This window comes from Vibrio sp. LB10LO1, from assembly GCF_010092875.1.
GTDB lineage: Bacteria > Pseudomonadota > Gammaproteobacteria > Enterobacterales > Vibrionaceae > Vibrio > Vibrio campbellii.
In genome coordinates this window covers 265,718-286,608 of sequence record NZ_JAADJW010000001.1, presented here as the reverse complement: position 1 = coordinate 286,608, position 20,891 = coordinate 265,718, and the positions used below count along the sequence as shown (strand labels likewise).

General features: G+C 43.6%; 20 protein-coding genes. 11 read left to right on the top strand and 9 right to left on the bottom strand.

The window, feature by feature from the left end; translation table 11 throughout:
* Positions 1-16: 16 nt before the first annotated feature.
* Complete coding sequence (locus GXP65_RS01230; protein WP_162091784.1) at positions 17-1,303, bottom strand: outer membrane protein transport protein; 1,287 nt, start codon at positions 1,301-1,303, stop codon at positions 17-19.
* A 468-nt stretch (positions 1,304-1,771) separates the two neighbouring features.
* Between GXP65_RS01230 and GXP65_RS01225 the strand changes: the two genes are divergently transcribed.
* Positions 1,772-2,749 (top strand): ribonuclease Z, encoded by a 978-nt coding sequence (locus tag GXP65_RS01225; protein WP_162091783.1) that lies wholly within the window; start codon positions 1,772-1,774, stop codon positions 2,747-2,749.
* Between the two features lie 87 nt (positions 2,750-2,836).
* On the opposite strand, the gene GXP65_RS01220 is transcribed toward GXP65_RS01225, so the two are convergent.
* Complete coding sequence (locus tag GXP65_RS01220; protein WP_045376966.1) at positions 2,837-3,316, bottom strand: YbaK/EbsC family protein; 480 nt, start codon at positions 3,314-3,316, stop codon at positions 2,837-2,839.
* A 129-nt stretch (positions 3,317-3,445) separates the two neighbouring features.
* On the opposite strand from GXP65_RS01220, the gene GXP65_RS01215 reads away from it, so the two are divergent.
* From GXP65_RS01215 to GXP65_RS01205, 3 genes are all read left to right on the top strand, one after another.
* A complete protein-coding gene (locus GXP65_RS01215) occupies positions 3,446-4,987 on the top strand; it encodes a glutamate synthase-related protein (protein ID WP_162091782.1) in 1,542 nt (513 codons plus the stop codon).
* A 113-nt stretch (positions 4,988-5,100) separates the two neighbouring features.
* Complete coding sequence (locus tag GXP65_RS01210; protein ID WP_005426938.1) at positions 5,101-5,553, top strand: antitoxin Xre/MbcA/ParS toxin-binding domain-containing protein; 453 nt, start codon at positions 5,101-5,103, stop codon at positions 5,551-5,553.
* Position 5,554: 1 nt separating this feature from the next.
* A complete protein-coding gene (locus tag GXP65_RS01205) occupies positions 5,555-6,025 on the top strand; it encodes an RES family NAD+ phosphorylase (RefSeq protein ID WP_005447071.1) in 471 nt (156 codons plus the stop codon).
* 47 nt (positions 6,026-6,072) lie between these two features.
* Here the strand turns inward: GXP65_RS01205 and GXP65_RS01200 are convergent, their stop codons facing one another.
* Positions 6,073-7,920 carry an acyltransferase family protein gene (locus GXP65_RS01200; protein WP_162091781.1) on the bottom strand — a complete coding sequence of 616 codons (1,848 nt, stop codon included), beginning with the start codon at positions 7,918-7,920 and terminating at the stop codon, positions 6,073-6,075.
* Positions 7,921-8,173: 253 nt separating this feature from the next.
* On the opposite strand from GXP65_RS01200, the gene GXP65_RS01195 reads away from it, so the two are divergent.
* Positions 8,174-8,449 carry a nitrogenase-stabilizing/protective protein NifW gene (locus tag GXP65_RS01195; protein WP_005441361.1) on the top strand — a complete coding sequence of 92 codons (276 nt, stop codon included), beginning with the start codon at positions 8,174-8,176 and terminating at the stop codon, positions 8,447-8,449.
* A 148-nt stretch (positions 8,450-8,597) separates the two neighbouring features.
* Here the strand turns inward: GXP65_RS01195 and GXP65_RS01190 are convergent, their stop codons facing one another.
* Both GXP65_RS01190 and gloA read right to left on the bottom strand, forming a co-directional pair.
* Positions 8,598-9,698, bottom strand: coding sequence for an alkene reductase (locus GXP65_RS01190; RefSeq protein WP_162091780.1), 1,101 nt, complete (start codon positions 9,696-9,698; stop codon positions 8,598-8,600).
* 11 nt (positions 9,699-9,709) lie between these two features.
* Positions 9,710-10,096, bottom strand: coding sequence for a lactoylglutathione lyase (gloA, locus tag GXP65_RS01185; RefSeq protein ID WP_005426787.1), 387 nt, complete (start codon positions 10,094-10,096; stop codon positions 9,710-9,712).
* Positions 10,097-10,881: 785 nt separating this feature from the next.
* Here gloA and GXP65_RS25105 point away from each other — a divergent pair.
* Positions 10,882-11,259: a MazG nucleotide pyrophosphohydrolase domain-containing protein gene (locus GXP65_RS25105; RefSeq protein ID WP_205455424.1), complete on the top strand. Its 378-nt coding sequence runs from the start codon at positions 10,882-10,884 to the stop codon at positions 11,257-11,259.
* Positions 11,249-11,770, top strand: coding sequence for a GNAT family N-acetyltransferase (locus GXP65_RS01175; RefSeq protein ID WP_162091779.1), 522 nt, complete (start codon positions 11,249-11,251; stop codon positions 11,768-11,770). The genes GXP65_RS25105 and GXP65_RS01175 overlap by 11 nt, the downstream gene beginning before the upstream one ends.
* A 132-nt stretch (positions 11,771-11,902) precedes the next feature.
* On the opposite strand, the gene GXP65_RS01170 is transcribed toward GXP65_RS01175, so the two are convergent.
* The 4 genes from GXP65_RS01170 to GXP65_RS01155 form a co-directional block, all read right to left on the bottom strand.
* A complete protein-coding gene (locus tag GXP65_RS01170) occupies positions 11,903-12,082 on the bottom strand; it encodes a hypothetical protein (protein ID WP_005426880.1) in 180 nt (59 codons plus the stop codon).
* Positions 12,083-12,122: 40 nt separating this feature from the next.
* Entirely contained in the window at positions 12,123-12,461 is a 339-nt protein-coding gene (locus tag GXP65_RS01165; protein WP_005426940.1) for an Hpt domain-containing protein, read from the bottom strand.
* A 3-nt stretch (positions 12,462-12,464) separates the two neighbouring features.
* Entirely contained in the window at positions 12,465-14,009 is a 1,545-nt protein-coding gene (locus tag GXP65_RS01160) for a response regulator (protein WP_162091778.1), read from the bottom strand.
* A gap of 122 nt (positions 14,010-14,131) precedes the next feature.
* Entirely contained in the window at positions 14,132-16,276 is a 2,145-nt protein-coding gene (locus tag GXP65_RS01155; protein WP_162091777.1) for a serine/threonine-protein kinase, read from the bottom strand.
* Positions 16,277-16,594: 318 nt separating this feature from the next.
* On the opposite strand from GXP65_RS01155, the gene tagH reads away from it, so the two are divergent.
* From tagH to tssL, 4 genes are read left to right on the top strand one after another with little or no spacing between them, the layout of a single operon-like run.
* The gene (gene tagH, locus GXP65_RS01150) at positions 16,595-17,764 is read left to right on the top strand and encodes a type VI secretion system-associated FHA domain protein TagH (RefSeq protein WP_020196291.1); all 1,170 of its coding nucleotides are present in this window, start codon (positions 16,595-16,597) and stop codon (positions 17,762-17,764) included.
* Positions 17,765-17,773: 9 nt separating this feature from the next.
* Positions 17,774-18,229 (top strand): type VI secretion system lipoprotein TssJ, encoded by a 456-nt coding sequence (tssJ, locus tag GXP65_RS01145; RefSeq protein ID WP_045458958.1) that lies wholly within the window; start codon positions 17,774-17,776, stop codon positions 18,227-18,229.
* Positions 18,230-18,249: 20 nt separating this feature from the next.
* Positions 18,250-19,575 carry a type VI secretion system baseplate subunit TssK gene (gene tssK / locus GXP65_RS01140; RefSeq protein WP_162091776.1) on the top strand — a complete coding sequence of 442 codons (1,326 nt, stop codon included), beginning with the start codon at positions 18,250-18,252 and terminating at the stop codon, positions 19,573-19,575.
* Positions 19,576-19,589: 14 nt separating this feature from the next.
* The gene (gene tssL / locus GXP65_RS01135; RefSeq protein WP_162091775.1) at positions 19,590-20,882 is read left to right on the top strand and encodes a type VI secretion system protein TssL, long form; all 1,293 of its coding nucleotides are present in this window, start codon (positions 19,590-19,592) and stop codon (positions 20,880-20,882) included.
* Positions 20,883-20,891: the final 9 nt, after the last annotated feature.

The window sequence follows — 20,891 nt, the reverse complement described above, 5'->3', positions numbered from 1 at the left end:
ACTCAGTCAGGAATAATTAGAAAGAGTGGTTGTATTGGATTCCGTATATGTAGGCATCACCTTCGGAGCGATAGGCGATATCCACGCCCGGTAGAGCGTGAGGCTCAAGCGGTTCAGTGAACGTGACTTCTTCGGCATCAATAAAGGTGAATCCAAAGTCGATTCGGCTGTTTTGATTGAAGGAGTAGGTGGCACCAAAGCTGTAATTGATTCGGTCGGAATCTGGTAAGCTGATGCTCTTATCATTCACGTTAGGTGTTTCGTCGTAAGCAATACCAGCACGCAGTGTGAAGGATGGGTTGAGTTGGTAAGTTGCCCCAAACGCATATTTGAAGGAATTCTCGAAGTTCTCATCCTTTTGCAGAACTTCTTGTCCATCTACGGTGGCGCGGATTTCCTCAAACACATCCCAACCCGTCATCATCACACTGTAGTGAATAGCCAGTGGATCGGTAATCTGATGGAAACCAGAGAACTCAGTAATGCTCGGCAGGTTTAGGGTTAGGTCACCTGTCACGGTTTGACCCGGCATCGAAATCGCACTTGGGATGTCTGAGTAATAATCGCCTTCGAAATCCACATCCACTTTAGAGCGATAGCTTAATCCAAAACGGTGCTTCTCGTTGACCTCCCAAAGTGCGCCGAGGTTAAAACCGTAACCCCAGCCATCACCATCGAGTGATTTTGCCACGTCGGTGCGTGCAAAATTTGCGCCCGTATCAGCATTAATCGCATCGGCAAGAATACCCAACGTACGCGTGAGCTTGGCTTTACCATAAACAATGCTAGCGCCAGCACCGACACTGAACTCGTCGTTGATTCGGTAGGCGATGGTAGGGTTAAAATTAATGGTTTCTAAACTGGTTTCCCCACCAATCGGTCCGGCTAAATAGTCATCAGGGTATTCGGTTGCCAACCCAAAGTCAGTGAAGATGCCAAGCCCCCAGGACCACGAGTCATTGATTGGGGCAGCGATATAAAATGATGGCACAACCACATTGTCGACGACGTCATTGTTGGTTAGCTGATTATTGAAGGATTCTGAAGGTCCGTTACCGGTTACGCGAACCTCTGGCATGATGTAAGCAGCACCTACGGACAATTGGTAAGAATCGAACATTGCAATGGCAGCAGGGTTATGGGCAACCACCGATGCGCCGTCTGCTATGGCGGCTTCGCCTGCATTGGCACGCCCTAGACCTGCGGCAGAATGTTCGGATAATTGAAACCCAGCTGCGTATAATTTAGGGGAGCTGAGCGCTACAGCTATTGCAAGCGCGAGTTTTGCATTCCTTGTCTTCATATCACTCTGAAACTCCATGTGTTTTTAGGATGCGTTTTAAATAAAAGTGCTTAATAACCTATACAGGGGGTGAGTAGGTTATTCATTAAACACTCAGCTCAAGCATAAAAACAATTAACATAGTTGTAACATTGAATTTCAAGATTTGTTATTTCCATCTCATATAACCAATGGTTTGTATTTGTGTTTATAACTATCTGTAAATGTTATAGTTAGGCTCGTTTTTTATATTGTATATGTTTTACTAAATATCCTTATGATGTTTGATGTCCACTGAAAAAATGTGGCTTAAGTGTCATAGAATAGCGAATGGTAATAAATGAGTTTTGGTACAAATGTTTTAAACAGGTGTTTAATTGGTATTTGAGGCTTAGTGCTCTAATCGGTGAGAATCATACAATTTATCACTGGATCGAATGCTAAACTTTATGAGTAATTAGAGCTTTTACTTAAGGAATGGGAAGTCATATGGAGCTGTATTTCTTAGGAACGTCTTCTGGGGTTCCAACTAAATCCCGTAATGTTTCTGCGACTGCTTTGCTGGAGAGCAAGGGAAAAGGGTGGTTTCTGATTGACTGCGGAGAGGCGACTCAGCACCAATTGCTACACACTCCGTTATCACTTAACTATTTACGAGTTATTTGTATTACCCACATTCATGGCGACCATTGCTACGGCTTACCGGGCTTGCTCGCCAGTGCAGGCATGAATAACCGCAAAGATCCTCTGACGATCATTGCCCCAGAGGGAATTAAACAGTGGTTTGAAGCGACCCAAGCGTTCACCAAACTCTATCTGCCATTTGAACTTCACTTCATTGAAGTCGAGCAGTTTGATTCGATTGAAATTGGTCAGTTTACGATTACCGCAACTGCACTTTCCCATCGCGTTCCTAGCTTTGCTTACTGTTTTGAAGAGTCAACCATTCGTATGTATCCAGACATCGATAAGCTTGAGCAATTGAACATACCGAGGGGACCTATCTGGGGAGAACTTGTGCGGGGTAATGATGTGGAGTACCAGGGTCAAACCTTAATGAGTAAGGCGTTTACTAAGCTTGCACATCCACCGAGAAAAGTGATTATTTGTGGTGATAACGACAAACCAGAGAAGCTCGATAGTCTAATTGAAGGCGTGCATCTGTTGGTACACGAATCAACGTACTCAGAAGCGATGAAAGAGCGAGCAGGAGAAGTCGGTCACGCTTATTCTTCACAAGTCGCCAGTTATGCTCAGACAAAGCAAATTCCGAGCTTGATTCTCACTCATTTTAGCCCTCGCTATCAATTCAGCCCTGAAGCGGAAGTGTCGATCGAGCAGATTCGACAAGAAGCTCAAACCGCTTACTCTGGTCATCTCTTTCTTGCTCACGATCTCGCGCATTATCGAATTGACAGGGCGGGTTTGGTTGAGGAGATTAAAGACGCTGAAGATAAGAACGAATAAAGGCTCTTGTCGCGAAAGCAATTTAAAATGAAATCGTCACAACAAGAGCCAACATGTTCTAGATACCGCATTCATTGCAGCTTAAGACTAATGAAATACCTGACTACTAAAGCGTAGAAAACGACTTTCTCCCATCAGTTCACGGAACGCTTCTTTATCCAACTTAATCAAGGTTTCGTGATCGCCTGCTTCCAAATACACATGCTCTAAATTGGCGAGCATTTCATCGCAAATGGTTGCCATGTGATAAGCGCTACCCACTGGAGGTATTGCACCGTTATCGCAATCGGTAAACAAACGATAGACTTCTCTTTCTTTGATTAAATGGAAAGAGGCGTTGAGCTCGTCATTCAATCGAGACAAGCTGATTTTATTATTCGCAGGCAAGACAGCCATCATATGACGACCTTGGTGATCTTCCAAAATCACGCCTTTTGCCAAGTTATTGAGAGGGATACCCGCTGCAACACCGCTTTGCAGCGAACTATTACTATGACTGTGGTTCACGGTTTGAAAGTGAATATGGTGCTCAGTCAAATAGTGGTCGAGCCGGTTTGACATGGTCATGTTAGCCTCCAGAGTGTTGAGACCCACATAAAGTATAGGTAAATCTCTATTCCCCTGACGCTTTACTTGAGCTGTTCTACGCTTACTGAAAGCCAACCACAGAGTATGGCATTGAAAAAGGGAAGCAAAATGAGCAAACCAGTAATAGCGGATAACAAACCCATCAAAGTTGAGCTTGTGCAAGGACAAGAATATTACTTTTGTCGATGCGGGCGATCGAAGAACCAACCTTATTGTGATGGCTCCCACGCCGGAACCGATTATAAACCCATGAGCTTTGTCGCTGAGAAGGATGAAGATGCGTATCTGTGTCAGTGTAAGCACACCGCAAATGCGCCTTTCTGCGATGGTACGCATAAGCAGTTCACCTCTGAGCAAGTGGGACAAGAAGGTCCGGGTATCCAAGCTGGACATAACGAGATCCCAATTGCAGTGGCGACGCAAGAAGAACCCACGGTTGAGTTTATTCACCAACTGGCAAGAGAAGGGCTATCAAAGTTAGGGCACCATGGACCGATGACGGCGATGGGTGTGCCGAGAGACCAATTGCCACATTGGGATGACCTGCAAATGATGGTCGCACAAATGGCAACCAAACCTCTGATGGAGGATGTGCCAGTCAAAACCGAATTGGTGATTGGTCCAAAAGCGAAGAAGCCGCTGGTACTAAAAATCCCATTGTTTGTCTCTGACATGAGCTTTGGCGCGTTATCAGAAGAAGCCAAAATCTCACTTGCGAAAGGTGCGGAGTTAGCCGGAACCGGAATCTGTTCCGGAGAAGGTGGCATGCTGCCAGAAGAGCAAGCAGTGAACTCGCGTTATTTCTATGAGTTGGCGAGTGCGCAATTTGGTTACGACGAATCTAAGTTGCTCAATGTTCAAGCCTTCCACTTTAAAGGTGGGCAGGGAGCAAAAACAGGGACTGGTGGTCATCTACCAGCCAATAAAAATGTGGGTAAAATATCGCAAGTGCGCGGTATTCCCGAAGGGCAATCTGCGATTTCACCACCGACGTTTAAAGATCTGCATACCGCAGAAGATTTCAAAAAGTTTGCAGATCGGGTACGTGAAGTGACAGGTGGTATCCCGATAGGCTTCAAGCTCAGTGCAAACCATATCGAAGAAGATATTCAGTTCGCACTTGATGCCAGTGCGGACTACATCATTTTGGATGGTCGTGGAGGTGGCACGGGCGCAGCGCCTGCTATGTTCCGTGATCACATCAGCGTGCCAACCATTCCCGCGCTCGCCAGAGCAAGGCGCTATCTGGATGCACAAGGTGTTAGTGACCGCGTCACGTTAATCGTTACAGGTGGGCTGCGTGTTCCAATGGATTTTGTAAAAGCGATGGCGCTTGGGGCAGATGGTGTTGCGATTTCTAACAGTGCGATGCAGTCGATAGGTTGTGTAGCCGCGAGAATGTGCAATACAAACAATTGTCCAGCAGGCATTGCAACGCAAAAAGCCGACTTAAGACAGCGGTTGAATGTGGATAAAGCCTCGGTTCAATTGAAGAACTTCTTTGAAGCCTCGGTTGAGTTGATGCAAGTGATGGCAAGGGCGTGTGGACACAATGATCTCAGCAAGTTTAATCAACACGACCTCGCCACTTGGAATCGCGATATGGCGTTGCTTTCTGGGGTGAAATACGCAGGCGTAGACAAGCCTTAACGTTTCTCTTGCTCTGATTAGCGCCTGTTTTACTGTGGCTGCAATTTGTGCGATTGATAATTGAGCTCATATGGACCATAATATCAAGACCATTTGGTCTATAGGAGCTCAGTATGGCAACGGCAACATTAAAAAGCTTTAAACCGAAGCTGCCTCATAAGGCAAACTTCTGGTTTATGCTGGGCATTGAAGATGCCGAAACCGGTCGTACCGATGCGGTTCATAAAGGCTTTGAGCCAAAGGTATACCGTAATATCGTCGAGCGAGTGAAGCTTTCTCAAAGCGAATTCCAACACGTCACATTGATCCCAGTGAGCACCATCAAACGTCGACTCAAAAACGAAGAGCGCTTCAACACGCAAGAGAGTGATGCCATCTATCGTTTAGCGATGCTACTTAAACTAGCAACAGAACTGTTTGATGATGAAGAACGCGCACTAGGTTGGATGCGAGAGAATGTTTATGGTTTGGGTGGAAAGCGCCCACTAGACATGGTTTCAACCACGGTTGATTTTGAAATCGTAAAAGATTTGATTGGACGACTAGAGCACGGGGTATTCTCGTAATATGAAGCTCTATCGACTGACTCAAAAGAAGTTCTCTGAGTCTCCATTTAGCCCAATCGGTGCCAAGCTGTACGGCGGGCGATGGAACTCTAAAGGAACTGAAGCACTGTACTTTTCTCAATCCGAATCTCTTTGCTCGTTAGAAGTTTTTGTGCATGTAAACAACGATCCGGCGATCACCAAGCTTTACGATTTGTATCGTATCGAGATGCCGGAATACTTAATTGCCGCACTGGATGAAGAAGACTTGCCGGTCACTTGGCGCTCCATTCCTGCTAGTGAATCCACACAATATATTGGCGACCAGTTTCTTAACGACCCACATCCTGAGTTTGCTGCACTGCAAGTGCCTTCGACAATTTCTCCTCGTGATAACAACTACGTCGTCAATCCAAATCACCCCAAGATGAAAGACATCCTGAAGAAAGCAGAGAAGCTTGATTTTGCTTTCGACCCAAGAATCTTCAAATAAAAAAGCTCAGCGTTTGAATTCGCGCTGAGCTTTCTTTTGTCATTGGGTTAATGCTGAGCAGTCAGCTGTTGATTGTCACTCAACTCCTTCTGATAGCTACTCAATACAATTTCTGCGCCTTTGTAAGAGAGGTGGTTCGCATCGGTGTACATGGCGTTGTTATCGCCTACCTTCATTGCACATTTGCCTTGCTGACAGATGTAACTGGTAAGGTCGACAAACTCCACATGTTCAAATTGCTCAAAATAGTGACCCAACCTAGCCACGCGATGTGGGTGTGATTGCCTTGGCGTGAAGTCACATTCATTGCCAGTGTTGTCTCCAAACAGTCGCGCTTTCCACAAACATTCACCAATGGCATGCGGTGCGGAAGGTGTTGGACCAAAGACCAGGACTTCTCGGTCTTCTAACTCGTTCAAAAGGCGAGTGAGCGAAGCTTGGTAGTCTTGTTTGGATAGCTCTTTATTGAAGTTAGAAGAAATCACCACGCGACGAATTGAAGGCGTATTCCGAATAGTTTCGACTGCATCGGTGAAGAAGCTTCGACACGATAGATTATTGACTCCTGCAATCATGTCGACATAACCCACTGCACAAGAATCTTGCGTAAGCTGGACAACTCCCGTAGGTGTGTCATTCGAGAGTTGCTGAACAAAGACCATGCTGTGGCTGTTACCCAATACTGCGACAGTAGGCTCTGAAGATGATGAACAAGTGTCGTTGATGGTTGTATTACCATTACATGCAATGCCATAGCCATTGTTTACACGCATAGCTTCGAAAAACGCACTACGGTCGGGAAAGCCTCCGTTTTTATGGCCGACGACACCAAAAGCAAGCAGTGGCAGGGTAACTAATACAAGTGAGGCAGTAAGTGTGCTCATGCCGATTTTCTTGCGGCTACGGAAAGGCTTTTCAACAAAGCGCCAAGTTAGGTAAGAAAAAGCAAATAGAGCGACAAGATAGAACGCGAGGCTGAAATCTTGTCCGGCAGTGAGTACGTATCGATAAAAGACCAGTAACGGAATATGCCATAGATAGAGGCTGTAGCTAATTAAACCGACAAAAACGACCGATTTGAGGCTTAGAGCTTTACCAAGCGTGTTGTCTTTGGATGAGAACAAGATGATAAGCGCGGTACCAATCACAGGGATTAACAGCATTAGCCCGGCGCCATCTTTTGATTTATCGAACAACAAAGCAGAGGCGAGAACTAGGGTTAAACCAATCATAGCTAAGGTGTTGTTGGGCTTGATGACGGTTTTACGCATCACTAGGGAAATCAGAGAGCCTGCCGCCAACTCCCAAGCCCGGGAGAAAATCATGTAAAAGGCGAAATCAGGATCACCACTGGCGTACCAAATAGTCATCAAACTTAGTGCAAATACTGCGATGAAGAAGGTGAGATAAGACATGAGCTTGCCACGTGCCAGCAACATAAGCAAAAGAGGGATCACAATGTAATATTGCTCTTCGACACCTAAGCTCCAAGTATGAAAGAGTGGATTGGCTTGCTCTTCCAGCCCAAAATAATTGTGGCCTTTGAGGTACAGCAAAACATTAGAAGCGGACAGAATGGAAGACACAGAAAACTCACCAACTTCTTTATGAGCGTGGGGAAGGAACAACCACCAAGAGAGCAAATAACACACCGCAACAACGAGTAGCAATAAGGGCAGGATCCTACGAATACGGCGCTCGTAGAAATCGGAAAGGCTGAATTGGCTCTTATCTAAATCGTTTATCACAATAGTGGTAATTAAATAGCCGCTGATCACGAAAAACACGTCTACGCCAATAAAGCCACCAGCAAAGGCTTGTATGTCCGCATGGAAAAAAATCACCAATAGGACGGCAATCGCTCTTAATCCATCAACCTCTGCTCTGTATGTCATTGCCTTTCTCCCTAGTCAACGACATACCTAACGCAAAATGCGCACCAAAATTCGGTCGTTGAAAATCAGAGTGTTAGTGGCGGTTATGAAGATGAGAACAGTTTTGCTGGGTGGCTTCTTATATTGATTTTCATTTTGAAAACAGAATGCTCTCTGTTTCTAGCAAAATGATGTGCTACGGATGTAAATCAAAGATCAGTTGAACGGAAGTTCTTATACTCGCAGCTAAGTTAATGAACTCAGAAATGAGGCTATGAGCCAAAACGATATTCAAGCCAAGATTGCCAGCTTTACTTGTATCGAAGAAGCATTGGATTACTTCGATATTGGTTTTGATAGCCGCTTTATTGATAAACACAGAGTGGAGTTAGTGAAGCGCTTCAATGGCTATTTGATTCTGACTAAGCCTGAAGATTGGTTTGCGGCTCGCCGTGCATTAAAGAACGCATACTGCAAGGTGCAACGTAGTTTACTGGATAAAACTACACGCTCAGCTTGTCGTGGTTGCACTTCTTGTCAGCGTCGTTAGTACTCTTTTCAACAGTGAACAATAATGTCGGTAAGCTCTGAGCGCTAAAAAACAAACCCCGCAGATGTACTCAAGCGCATCTGCGGGGTTTTTGTCTATTCAACTTGCCTATTAAAATAAGTGGGCTGAACTAGGCAAGCTCAACGGTTTAGTTTGTTTGGTAAGTTGGGTAATCCAACAGACCTTTTTCGTTACCACCAAACAGCGTCGCAGGATCGTGAGCTGCTAGCGGGTAATCGTTCTTGATACGGTTCGGTAGGTCAGGGTTCGCGATGAACGGGCGACCAAAGCCAACCATATCTGCCAAACCACTTTCTAGAGCTTCAGCCGCTTTCTCTGTGTTGTAGCGACCAGCGTAAATGATGGTGCCTTTGTAAGCTTCACGCACGGCTGTTTTGAACTCAGCAGGGGTATCTGGTGCGTCATCCCAGTCTACTTCCGCAATATGCATGTAAACGACGTTTAGCTTATCAAGCAGTGCTGCAGCAGCCGTGTAAGTTTCAACGGGAGCCTTATCAACGGTACCGTTTAGTGACGTAAACGGAGCAAGACGAACACCAACGCGCTCAGCACCAATCGCTTGAGTCATCGCTTCAACTACTTCACCTAAGAAACGTAGACGGTTTTCAACCGAACCACCGTATTCATCTGTGCGGTTGTTTGCTTCAGAATCGATAAACTGGTTTACAAGGTAGCCGTTTGCTGCGTGCAGCTCGATACCATCAAAGCCCGCTTCAATCGCATTCAATGCCGCTTGACGGTACTCTTCGATAACCTCTTTGATGTCTTCTTTCGTCATCTCACGCGGTTCAACCACATCAACAAAACCAGGCTCATCTGTGCCGTTATCAATAAACACTTTCACGTTTTCTGCTTTTAGTGCAGAAGAAGAAATTGGTTGTTCGCCACTGATGTTGTCAGGGTGAGTCACACGGCCTACGTGCCAAAGTTGGGCGAAGATCGCACCGCCTTTTGCGTGTACTGCGTCAGTGACTTTTTTCCAGCCTACGATTTGCTCTTGGCTGTAAATACCCGGTGTCCAAGCGTAGCCTTGACCCATAGGTGAAATCTGTGTGCCTTCTGCAACAATCAAACCCGCTGATGCGCGCTGTGCATAGTATTCAGCCATCATGTCGTTTGCGACATTACCAGGTTGGCTTGCACGAGAGCGAGTCATTGGCGGCATAACGATACGGTTCTGAAGGGTTAGAGAACCAAGTTGTACAGGTTGAAACAATGTATCTTTCATGACTAACCTCGTTATTTGCTTGTTTGAATCAATTCGATTTGGTAACCGTCAGGATCTTTAATGAATGCGATGTGAGTTTCACCGCCTTTCATTGGACCTGGTTCACGAGTGACATTGCCACCAAGTGCTTTGATTTTGTCGCATGCAGCGTAAATATCTTCACAACCTAATGCCATGTGACCGAACGCGTTACCTAGGTCATAACTGTCTGTGTCCCAGTTGTAAGTCAATTCAATCGTCGCGCTGCCTGGTTGGTCGGCGTTACCAATAAACACAAGCGTGTAGCGGTATTCTGTGTTTTCGAAGCGATCAAGCTCGCTCATACCAAGAACTTTGGTGTAAAACTCAATGGACTTATCTAAGTCAGCCACGCGGATCATAGTGTGAAGAAATTTCATAGTTAACCTTCTTATCTCGGCTTGTTAGCTATCGTTGGAGTGACAGAGTCATCTCAACTAGCAACCTTGTTGAAGCTAAAGATAAAGGTAAAGTATGAAAACATGAAATTATCATTGATTATTGTTTGGATAATATTTTGTTATCAACTTCTTTGAGCAATTGATTCACTTAACGGCTCGATAGACGCAGCGAAAGTGTAAGTCAATTTAACCTTTTATTTTTAATATAAATTACTTACAGTGATTGATTACTGGAACGGATGCATATTAATAAAACACAAGGACAATGGATGAATGAATCAGTGTATCGTGCAATGTCTTGGCTAAAAGCAATACTGGATGGTCAAGGGGTTCGCTACCAAATTGTTGGAGGTTTCGCCGCCCATCTTCATGGAGGTTCTCGGCCAATTGCTGACATCGACCTCTATATTGAAAAAGAGGATGTACATGCGCTTCTACCGTTCTTTCAACCTTTTGTAAGTAAACCGCTTAAACACTACTGTGAAGAAGGGTGGGACTTAGAATATCTTCAGCTAATTTATGAAAACCAGAAAATAGAGATTGGTTTGAGTCCGGGAACTAAGCTCTTTAACACCTCAAGCCAACAATGGGTATCACTCGATGTTGATTTGGCGGAATCCGTACAGCGTGACTTTCATGGGCTTGCTTTACCTGTCATCAATACTAACTCTCTCATTGAGTACAAAAGAGTTCTTAATCGGGAAGTCGATCGAATCGACATTAAAGAGTTGGAAGATATCCAACAAGCCGAGAATGCTCAAACCTTGAGCCATTTCAGTTCCTTGTTCGACATCGCGCGGAGAAAAGCGAAATACGATAATACCAACACTTGGAACAAAGGTTCGGAGACGTACTTTGATGCTTTATATCAAGAGCTTGAAGAAGTCGGTGAAGAAATCACGCAAACACGTCTTTGTTATTTAGAGGATGAGCTTGGCGATGTGCTTTGGAACTATTTAAATCTGCTCATGGCATTGGAAAAAGAGCAAGGTGTCGATCCTACCTCGGTATTGAGCAGAGCGGTTAACAAGTATCAGCAGCGAGTCACTACCATTGAAAACAATGGAAGCTGGGCGGATGTGAAAGCCGAACAAAAGCTAAGGTTACAACAAGAATTCCTAGGTGCGATGAATGAAAATTAAGCCAGAGCTCGAACTGACACAAGAAGAGCATCAAGCGATCATGACACTGCGAAATGCAGCATTCCCAGATCACCAGTCGGCCCATTCTTACTACAAACAGCTACCTCATTATCGTGCTCTCGAGTTTCAAGGCAGTAAGCTGATTGGTTATATGGGGCTGGACTATCGAGTCATGAACTTGAATGGAGAGCCAATCAGAGTATTGGGCATCATTGATTTGTGTGTTGATACGGAGTTCCAAGGGAAAGGTGTCGCTTCCGCAATGCTCACTACCGTTACAGAGTATGCCAAAGATAAAGATGTTGATTTCATCGCTCTTATGGCCGATGACCCCTCACTGTACCTAAAAAATGGATTTCAAGGTTTAGAAGTAGAAGCCAGCTGGTTGAGAATACACGAACACAAAAACTATGGTATCGCAGAAGAAAGGCTTAATGACTTTTATGTGAAGCCATTGCGTGATCAAACAATGATAAAGAGTGGACTCGATTGGTTGGGGTATATGTATTAGCAATCATCGAGTTCTAACAATCATCTCGTTTTAACTAAGATGTCACGAAGCAAAGGGCAAGCATCGCTTAGCCCCTTTGCGTCCGAAATTGAAAGTCCACAGAGAGCATGTCTAGCTTTCTCTACCGTACTTTCATTTTTCATTTGTTACTGCAAGCAATAGTTCAAGCTCTTCAGGTGTCAGTAAGTCTTTGTTTTTCAAAACTTCACTTTCTTCTAAAGAAAGCCGCGTTTGGCTTATTAAGTACTTTTTTTGAGTTGGTGTCAGATCCTTAAGCGAATCTATCAACTCTTTAAAATTTGTGTTGTTCATAGCCTAGCATTCCAATTAACGTATAATTTTTATTGTGTTGTCACTCATCCATATTGGATAAGTAATCAGTTATCTGCTGGTTTATCTTAACCAACTCTGTATTAACTATAGCCAGATCCCCGCTGTCTGGCGCGATATTATCTCTTGTGTGCTCCTCAATGTTGTTTAGTGCAAATACGGCTGACTCCTCACCAAAGCTAGCAAGGATGCTTTTCAAACTGTGTGATAGTAAGAACAACTCAGGCCAATTTTGCTGTTGATTAAGCTGATTAATTCGTTCCAATCCATTTTCGTAGTCTTCCATGTAAGTGGAGAAAACAGCAAAGATAATGTCGACATCGTTGTCCATGTATGTGCTGAGTACTTGGAAGTTGATCATTACTTACCTCCACTGTGTGGCTTGTAGATTAAATGGGGTAGGTAACTGAGATGCGTAAGAGCCTGAGAGGTAGTCTTTAAGCCAATTAGACCAGTTGGGTGGTAAAGGGCGTTGGGAAAGAAACTCAATACTCTCGTTCAATAGAGAGTCCGAAGCTCTAATATTGCAATCCGATAGTTTTTTGAGTCGCATCTCGGCGGAAAACGGGTATCTTTTGTTAAGAGCCTCATCGTTGTTGTTCCCTTGAGTAATGGGCTTTAGAGTCGTTCCCGTTTTTGCTGCTAATAAGGTTAGTAAACAGCGTTTGATGGCAAACTCACCAAAAAAGTCCATCAGTGGTATCGCTTGTTTAAGGATAAGTGATGGGGCTTTACTTGGCGTAGCGTAATAGTAGCTAAGGGATTGCATGAGCTTTCGGTGGGCGTACTCGGGACGAGATTCTAGTAAGAGTAATTTACATTGCATCATCTGTTTAAAAGCCGCCAAATCGATTCGTTGACTCCGATTGAGTTGTTTCTCTGCAAGTAAGCAGAACTCATTGAGCTTAATGAGCACTCGCTTCTTCTCATTTGCACTGGAAAGCGTTTTAAAATGGTCACTCACTAAATCTACGTAGGTATTCATCGCAGGAAGCCACTGCGTGTCGGTCGAAGAAACATTGGAAGCATAAAGGTAACCGACTTCATACAGCCGATCATACTGTTCTAGTTTCAATAAGATTCTGGACACGGTGACAAGCCTAGCGCTGTTACTAGTGGTTAACTCGAATGCTCGATTAGCGAGGATTGAAGCGTTATTGTGTTGTCCAAGCGTTTCGTATAGCCCAACAAGGTTATCTATCGCTCTTAAGCACAGTGGATTGTGCGTGACGTAATTTGCCAGAACTTCAACAGCCTCGCGTATCTTGCCTTTCTGGTGGAGTAAGAAAGCCTCAGCGCAGATTCGACTGGCGTGTTCTTTGTCGTTGCAAAAAGGAAGAAAGTGCTCCAGAACTTCAAACTGTTTCGTGTCCACTAAGGTATCGATTAAGAGTGATTCAACACAAACGCTGTTCGCGTATTTTTTGTGTAGTTGCGCGACATCTGCGAGGGAAAGTCTCTCGACTCTGCTCAAGTATTGTTTCACTTCGGCAAGGTGATGTTGCTCTTGCAAAGCGGTAAGCATTTTAGTCTGCAACGCTTTTGTCTGTAGAGGCTTAGTGAGTAGGTGTCTAACACGGCCAGAAAGTGCAGTTAGGACAGTCTCTTGTTTCGCATCTCCCGATATCATGAGTACCGCGGTGGTATCAGATATTAATTTTGCGCGGCTCATTAAATTGATCAGATCCAAACCAGTGAGTTTTTCCGAAAGGTGATAGTCAATAATGATGAAAGAATAGAAACGTGTTTTTATTGCGCTCAATGCTTGCTGAGCACTATTAACGCATGTGATGTTCGACATTTTTGCCCCGAGCGAACCCAGTTGATGTTTAATCAACGTTGCGGATGTGGAGCAGTCATCTATGACTAAAATACCGATGTTATCGACTTCAAACTTCCCTGTAGTCAAACTTCTACCTATTTTTACGGATTAGCACACTCTAAAATAAAGTTAGTCACCAGTTTGCATAAAGGCAAGTGATTGTTAAGACAAAGAAGGGGCAATATGCCCCTTATCAACTTTTGTAGGCGTTAACTCTGTTCAGCTTCCGTTTCTACGCGTTTTAAAAGCTCATTCGCTTTCTTCATCGCTCTACGTGCACTCTTAGATTTTCGTTTGTTTAACAAGATATCGGAAAACTGAAGGTACTTATCTGCAGTCTGAAATCGTAGATCGTTGATATCTTGAAAGCCAGGTGGGAAGTTTTCAGCGAACGCGTCAATATCTTTCACCAGCTTATCTAGGTTAACCGTCGTACGAGCTTGTTTTAATCGGTAGTGCAACCCTTCAAATTCTTCTTGGTAGAGAAGTCTTGCTGCATCAGACGGAAAAGCTAGAGGGTTAGTGCTCTCTTTGGCTGTTTCGTACAGTTTCATTTCGAGCACGGCATCTTTCATGGCATTGCTGAAAGCCAAGTTTTCTTGGTGTTCTTCGGATTCAGCAAAGAATGTATTGCCCACCTTAATCAAGGTCACTAAAGCGGCGGCATCTCTTAACTGAAGGGCTTCATTTAGGTGTTGTCCAAAAACTTCACTGGCAAGAGAGCTTGGTGTGAACGGGTAGTCTTGGTGGATCTCATGCAGCTCATTCTTAAGATCATAAATCGACTTCTCGTCTTCAACTTGAGCATAAACGGATTTTTCTAAGTGGCTGTTTATCTGCCGTGCAATCGATAGAAGCGTTGAGTGCTTACTTGATTGAATATCCAGTGCCAATACTTCAATCTTATGTGAGTCCGGGTAGTAAACTTTTGCCTGTTGCAAGATGGATTCAATTTGATCGTAATTTGGGTAAGTGGTGACATCGGAATTAAGTACATCATCGATTTTCGATTCAAACTCGCCCAGGAGATGAGGCTTATAAAGACGTAAAAAACCTGCCTCAATCACAGGGTGTAGGCCTTGTTTGTTGTCTATTAACGCTTTTGTGTCTTCTGGTAATGTATTGAGTAGCTGTTCGGCCAATTCGATGGTTTGGTCTTTCTCTGCCAGTGCTAGGTTTAGTTTGGAGATCGTATCCTGCTGCTGTTGATAGAACATGCCAAGTCCAGCCAATAAAGCGACACTTGCAGCAATACCAGAGTACAAAGGCCAACGGTTTCTATTGAGTCGTGTTTTTATATCAACACAGTTCAAGCCTTGAGGTACGGTTCCTGTTGCAAAAGCATTAGCGAATAGACGCCACTTTGAGAAAGGTAAATTGGTTGGCTTCCTCACTTTAATACCTTTTTTCAACGCTTCATCGGCAGGAGTTCGACCATAAGGATGCTTGCAGCTTAAAAGTTCAAAAGTAATGCAGAAGAAGGCAAAAAGGTCGTCACTGAATTTAGGCTCTTTACCCGACAAAATGTCTAGTGACGCATAATTTGGTGTATAGCCAAGTGTGTCAGTATCTTGGGACTTCCGCTTAGCTGCGTATTGGTCATGTTTTAATTGCTGAGTTTTCGATACGCCAAAATCTAACAGCTTCACTTTTCCCTCAGAAGTGAGGATGACGTTGGCAGGTTTTAAATCGGCATGAACCACGCCGAGTGAATGCGCATACGACAATGCGTCCAAGGTTTGATTAAGAATCGATAGGGCAGCGTTGTATCTTAACCCGTCCGGTCGAGAACGTTGAATTAGGCTTTCCAATGTTTCACCATCAACGTACTCCATAACAAGGAAATAAATGTCACCATCAACACCGAAGTCGTAAACGCGGATAATATTCGGGTGGCTTAACTTCTGAGTTTGTTGTGCTTCGCGAATCAGCATGCGTGCGGTCTCTGGCTGCGAGGCATACTCTTTCTGGAGAACTTTAAGTGCGACATATGGAGTATCGGAACCGGATGATTCGAGGATCTTGTCTTTCGCTAAAAAAACGTCACACAAACCACCATGACCAATTAAAGACTCGATTTCATACCGGTTTTTGATTGTCTCCCCGAGTAAAGAATCAGGACGCTTTTTGTGAGTGTTGTTCTCGAAGTCAGAGTGGGGAATACCCGCTGGCGGGATGGTGTTTTGATTATGAGACACTTTTGTATTTGTCTCATTATTATTTGGGGCGGAGCCTTCATTATTTATATTGCCCATCTTGTCGTTTGTATTTTCTCTTTTTTGAGTCTTTACAATTTTTGTTTTATCGCCATTCGAATCTTTATTTATAGAATTGTTTTTACTTTGGTCGTCCATCACGAGGCTCCATATAAAATGATGGTGTGAATATATAACTGATCAACTAATGAAAAATAATGAAATGTTGATTTCTCGGTAAAGCTAACATCGGTTTTTTGACGAATGAAAAATTTAGCGTCAAAAATTTGAACCTCGTTGTATATTTTGTTCTGGGTAATAATCCTCGATTGCTTTGCTACAAATTTAATTCATTATTCCGTTCGTGAAATCTAATTATTATTTGATTAGGCATTATTAACTTAAGTGTTAATAAGATGTCGCCTAACTATTAAGAACTAAATTTATATATTAAGCAGTTCCTTTGGCGAGGTTTACATGACGTTGGTTTTAACCATTACGAGCTTTCATAAGTTCACACCAGAGATAGACAACGAATTCGTTTTTGACGCGACAGGCGAGCATGAGAAAGTCAGTTTTGGTCGCTCAGAACAGTGCGATTGGACGTTGCCAGACCCTGAAAGAGTCATTTCAGGTAAGCATGGAGAGTTGATCAAGTTTGGTGACAAATACTTGATTAAAGACCTCTCCACTAATGGCACTTTTGTAAACAACGCAGTCAGTCCTGTTGGTCAAGGAAATGAATTAGCACTGAATCATGGTGATGTAGTGACCCTCGGCGATTATCAAATTCAAGTCAACCTTGAAGAGCGTCGCATTGACGATTCTTTAAGTGAGGCTAATAAAATCAATGAAGTAGGTGAGAAGGTTGCTATTGAAAACTTGGCTCACGACAACTTTGGTTTGAATGCCTCAGATCTATTAAAAGAGAGCGTTTCTTCCGAGTTTCAACTAGATATCGGTCTCATGGATGACTTTTTAGACGCACCTACATCTCACTCTCAAGATGACCGAGAAGAAGAAAAGCTGCCTTCCCATACTCCAATCTCACATGAGTTCGATGAGAAAAACGTACAGGCTTTTATTAGAGGTTTGGGTATCAACCCAAATATGGTCCCGGATGAAGGCAGTGAGCAATGGTTTGAGCAGTTAGGTCAATCGTTTTCCCTGATGCTATTAGGCTTAATGGAAACATTACACAATCGTGCCGAGTTTAAACAAAATAATCGTTTGAATCATACGGCATTTAGAAAATCTGAAAATAACCCGTTAAAGTTCTCTGCTAATTTAGAAGACGCAATTCATAATTTATATAATCGCCAATCGGCAAGTTTTATGCGAGCTGATATTGCGATAAAAGAAGCGTTCTTTGATATAGAAAATCATGAGCGTGCCTTAATGAAAGGTGTCGAGGGTACTGTATCAAGTGTTATGTCATTAGTAGAGCCAGCAACGATTTATTCTGATGCGATGTCCAATGATAGTGTCTTAAATAAATTAATACCGGCGAGAAAATATGCATGCAGTTGGAAGAAGTTTGAAGGTATTCATCATCAATTGACAGATGAAGTTATAAATAAAGAATCGCCATTTTATTTAGAAGATTTTGCAAAGCATTATGAAAGCGCGTTAAAAACTAAAATTTAAGGGATGATGATGAAAGCGATAATGAAAACTCTAGTGCTATTTTTTGCTGCACTGCTTACGGGCTGCTCCGCTGCAAACCTTGTGGTTGCCCCTTACGCTGATTTAGAGCTGGCTGCAAAACACAACATCAACCCTGATTCAAATGGCAGACCTTCTCCAGTCGTTATTTATGTGTTTGAGCTCACTTCTTCGACGGTGTTTGAAAGCCAAGATTTCTTTTCAATATATGAAAACTACGACACGGTTTTGGGGCCAGATTTAGTTAACAAGTATGAGATATCGCTAACGCCTGGCCAAGAAGAGGTTTATCACGCAAGTATGTCCGCTAAAACGAAATATCTCGGCTTAGTTGCGGCTTTTCGAGATATAGAAAACTCAAATTGGCGACAGGTGATTAAGGTTGATCAAACCGGGTACAACACCTATCAAATTCAACTAGACGATTTGTCTTTGTTCGTTAACTAATCTTGATTGGCGATAAAACCATGACACATTACTCCCGCACAGCATGGTGTGAGGGGATGTTTTTACGTCCTCAACATTTTCAACAAAGCGAACGTGCGATAGAACAAGAATTCAAGGGGCTGAATCGCTTTCAACACCCCTATAATTGGGGCGTTTACAAAGTCCGTGTTAACTCAAACAGCCTTAAAGAAGGGCTGGTGGAAGTTGAGAGTATAGACGCAATTCTGCCTGATATGACGGTCGTCCAACTACAGAGTACGAACGCTGAGCTTAGCCCTTTGAGCATTGAAAAAGGTACGCAAGACACGCTCGTTAAGTTAACCGTGCCGGCGAAGAGCTTGAAAGAGAAAATGGTCGCTGATGTTAGCGAAGGCTTGGTGTCGCGATATTTGTTGAAAGATATTGATGTTATTGATGTTCAGACAGGTCAAGACGAAGAGTGTATTCAAGTCGCATCATTGAACATGGCGTTGAAAGCGAACAATGAAAAGCTTTCTGGTTTTGTTGAATTGCCCATTCTAAAAATTAAAGAGGTAACAAGTGAAGGTGTTGTTATCTTGGATGATGAATTCACGCCACCGAACCTAAATGCGCTTAATGATCAAGCCATGATGAGCTGTCTTAAAAACGTCTCTGCAATGACTAAGATTCGTGCTGATGTCGTCTCTCAACGTCTGCTTCAAGGAAAGATGGCTTCTGCATCAGCGGTGGATTTCATCATGCTACAAATGCTAAACCGATATGAGATGGTTCTTAAGCACCTAGGAAAATTAGATCAAATTCATCCGCTCGAGCTTATTACTTTATTGAAGGGCTACGTCGGCGAACTCTCAACATTTTCTAGCAAAACGAAGCGTACCCCTGATTTGTCTGATTATGATCATATAAACCTGACTCCTGTTGTTCAGGAACTTAACCAAGTGTTAAGCCAATACTTAAGCGTTGTACTTGACCAGACTGCTAATAAGTTACCGCTAGAAGCTCGCCAACTCGGTATACACGTCACACCATTGCCAGACAAGCGACTACTTGATTCCAGTCAGTTCGTATTGGCTGTTAAAGCTGATACGAGCACCGAAGAGATTAGACGATTGGTACCAGCGCAACTTAAGTTTGGGCCAGCAGAACAAATTCGTGACCTCATTAACAACCAGATCAATGGCATCAATGTTGCGCCACTCAATGTCGTTCCGAGGCAGATCCCTTATCAAACCGGGTACGTCTATTTTGAAGTCATCAAAAAAGGACCTTTCTGGAATAGGCTAAAAGAGAGTGGAGGCATCGCTCTACAGTTATCTGGCCAATTTCCAAATGCAGATATTGAGCTTTGGAGCATTAACCAATAACGGGTGACGTCACTATGGAACAGACAATTATTAAGCCAACGCCAGGCGGAAGGCCAGTAAGCGCTAAAGTATCTCAGCCACAATCGGCAGACAGTACCGTGGTTATTTCAAAAAGCACCGAGGTTGTGAACAATGACACGGTAGTCGCCTTTGGTACCAACCCAATACTGGCGGAAGCCAATGGCGTCCTTTCTATCATTGGTCAGATAAGAGCAACGGCGACGCACTCTGATGTGTTCTTTTTAAAAGAAACGTTAGCGCAGAAATTAAGAGATTACGAGAATCGACTACGTCAGAAAAATATTAACTTAGAAACGATAGATACGGCACGTTACTGTTTGTGTTGTGCTATTGATGAAGCGGTATTGAATACAAATTGGGGTAGCCAATCAGCTTGGAGCCACGATTCATTACTAACGTCGTTTTATTCTAGCAGCCAAGGTGGTGAGGCATTTTATCAACACCTTGAGAAATGTATCTCTTCTCCTGAGTCTGATTTAGATCTTCTTGAATTAATGTATGTTTGCTTGTCCTTGGGCTTTGTTGGTCAATATCGATTAGAGAAGAACGGACTCGAAGCGCATCGTCGTTTGAGAAAGCAGGTGATGGCGACACTCAAGAATCATGGCCGAGGTCTGCAACAAGGCTTGAATGATAATGTTGAAGCCCGTCTTCTTAATGGTGCGCAAATCTCTGAACGAGCACCTTTGTGGGTTGTTTGCTCAGTCACACTGGCTTTGTTGGTGTGTATTTTTATGTACTTTAGTTATGACCTCAACAAAGCCTCCAACCAAACCTTTACCAACTTGATCAACTTGATCTCCCCGGTACAAGTTGAGTCAACGGTTCAAACTGATTCTCAAGTTACCGATATAGCTGAACGTATTTCCATGTATCTCGCAACAGAAATAAGTAAAGGTTTAGTCACGGTCGATGCGCTTCCAGACCGAGTTCGAATATCCATCAAAGCTCAAGATCTCTTTGAGTCTGGAAGTGCCGAGGTTGTTGAATACATTCAGCCCGTGATATCCAAATTGGCTCGAACCTTAGAGGCGACAGAAGGGAAAATCTTGGTCGCAGGACATACCGATGACAAGCCAATTTTTACCAGCAAATATCCTTCTAACTGGCACCTCTCTCTGGCTAGAGCCACCGCGATGTCTGAGCAGTTAATCGCGAATAGTGCGTTAGAAGGACGTGTGTTGCCTGAGGGGTTAGGGGATGCGAGGCCGTTGGTCGATAACACTAGCGACGAGAACCGAGCGCTTAATCGCCGAATCGAAATTGATCTAATGGTTGCGAACTAAGGAAAGTGA

Excerpts from the sequence above, each read along its gene's own strand:
- GXP65_RS01175 (WP_162091779.1), top strand. The coding sequence starts at position 11,249 with ATGAAAATTAAGCCAGAGCTCGAACTGACACAAGAAGAGCATCAAGCG.
- GXP65_RS01190 (WP_162091780.1), bottom strand. The coding sequence starts at position 9,698 with ATGAAAGATACATTGTTTCAACCTGTACAACTTGGTTCTCTAACCCTT.
- GXP65_RS01225 (WP_162091783.1), top strand. The coding sequence starts at position 1,772 with ATGGAGCTGTATTTCTTAGGAACGTCTTCTGGGGTTCCAACTAAATCC.
- GXP65_RS01200 (WP_162091781.1), bottom strand. The coding sequence starts at position 7,920 with ATGACATACAGAGCAGAGGTTGATGGATTAAGAGCGATTGCCGTCCTA.
- GXP65_RS01220 (WP_045376966.1), bottom strand. The coding sequence starts at position 3,316 with ATGACCATGTCAAACCGGCTCGACCACTATTTGACTGAGCACCATATT.
- GXP65_RS01195 (WP_005441361.1), top strand. The coding sequence starts at position 8,174 with ATGAGCCAAAACGATATTCAAGCCAAGATTGCCAGCTTTACTTGTATC.
- tssJ (WP_045458958.1), top strand. The coding sequence starts at position 17,774 with ATGAAAGCGATAATGAAAACTCTAGTGCTATTTTTTGCTGCACTGCTT.
- tagH (WP_020196291.1), top strand. The coding sequence starts at position 16,595 with ATGACGTTGGTTTTAACCATTACGAGCTTTCATAAGTTCACACCAGAG.
- GXP65_RS01165 (WP_005426940.1), bottom strand. The coding sequence starts at position 12,461 with ATGATCAACTTCCAAGTACTCAGCACATACATGGACAACGATGTCGAC.
- GXP65_RS01205 (WP_005447071.1), top strand. The coding sequence starts at position 5,555 with ATGAAGCTCTATCGACTGACTCAAAAGAAGTTCTCTGAGTCTCCATTT.
- GXP65_RS01210 (WP_005426938.1), top strand. The coding sequence starts at position 5,101 with ATGGCAACGGCAACATTAAAAAGCTTTAAACCGAAGCTGCCTCATAAG.
- tssL (WP_162091775.1), top strand. The coding sequence starts at position 19,590 with ATGGAACAGACAATTATTAAGCCAACGCCAGGCGGAAGGCCAGTAAGC.
- tssK (WP_162091776.1), top strand. The coding sequence starts at position 18,250 with ATGACACATTACTCCCGCACAGCATGGTGTGAGGGGATGTTTTTACGT.
- GXP65_RS01230 (WP_162091784.1), bottom strand. The coding sequence starts at position 1,303 with ATGAAGACAAGGAATGCAAAACTCGCGCTTGCAATAGCTGTAGCGCTC.
- GXP65_RS01155 (WP_162091777.1), bottom strand. The coding sequence starts at position 16,276 with ATGGACGACCAAAGTAAAAACAATTCTATAAATAAAGATTCGAATGGC.
- GXP65_RS01215 (WP_162091782.1), top strand. The coding sequence starts at position 3,446 with ATGAGCAAACCAGTAATAGCGGATAACAAACCCATCAAAGTTGAGCTT.
- GXP65_RS01170 (WP_005426880.1), bottom strand. The coding sequence starts at position 12,082 with ATGAACAACACAAATTTTAAAGAGTTGATAGATTCGCTTAAGGATCTG.
- gloA (WP_005426787.1), bottom strand. The coding sequence starts at position 10,096 with ATGAAATTTCTTCACACTATGATCCGCGTGGCTGACTTAGATAAGTCC.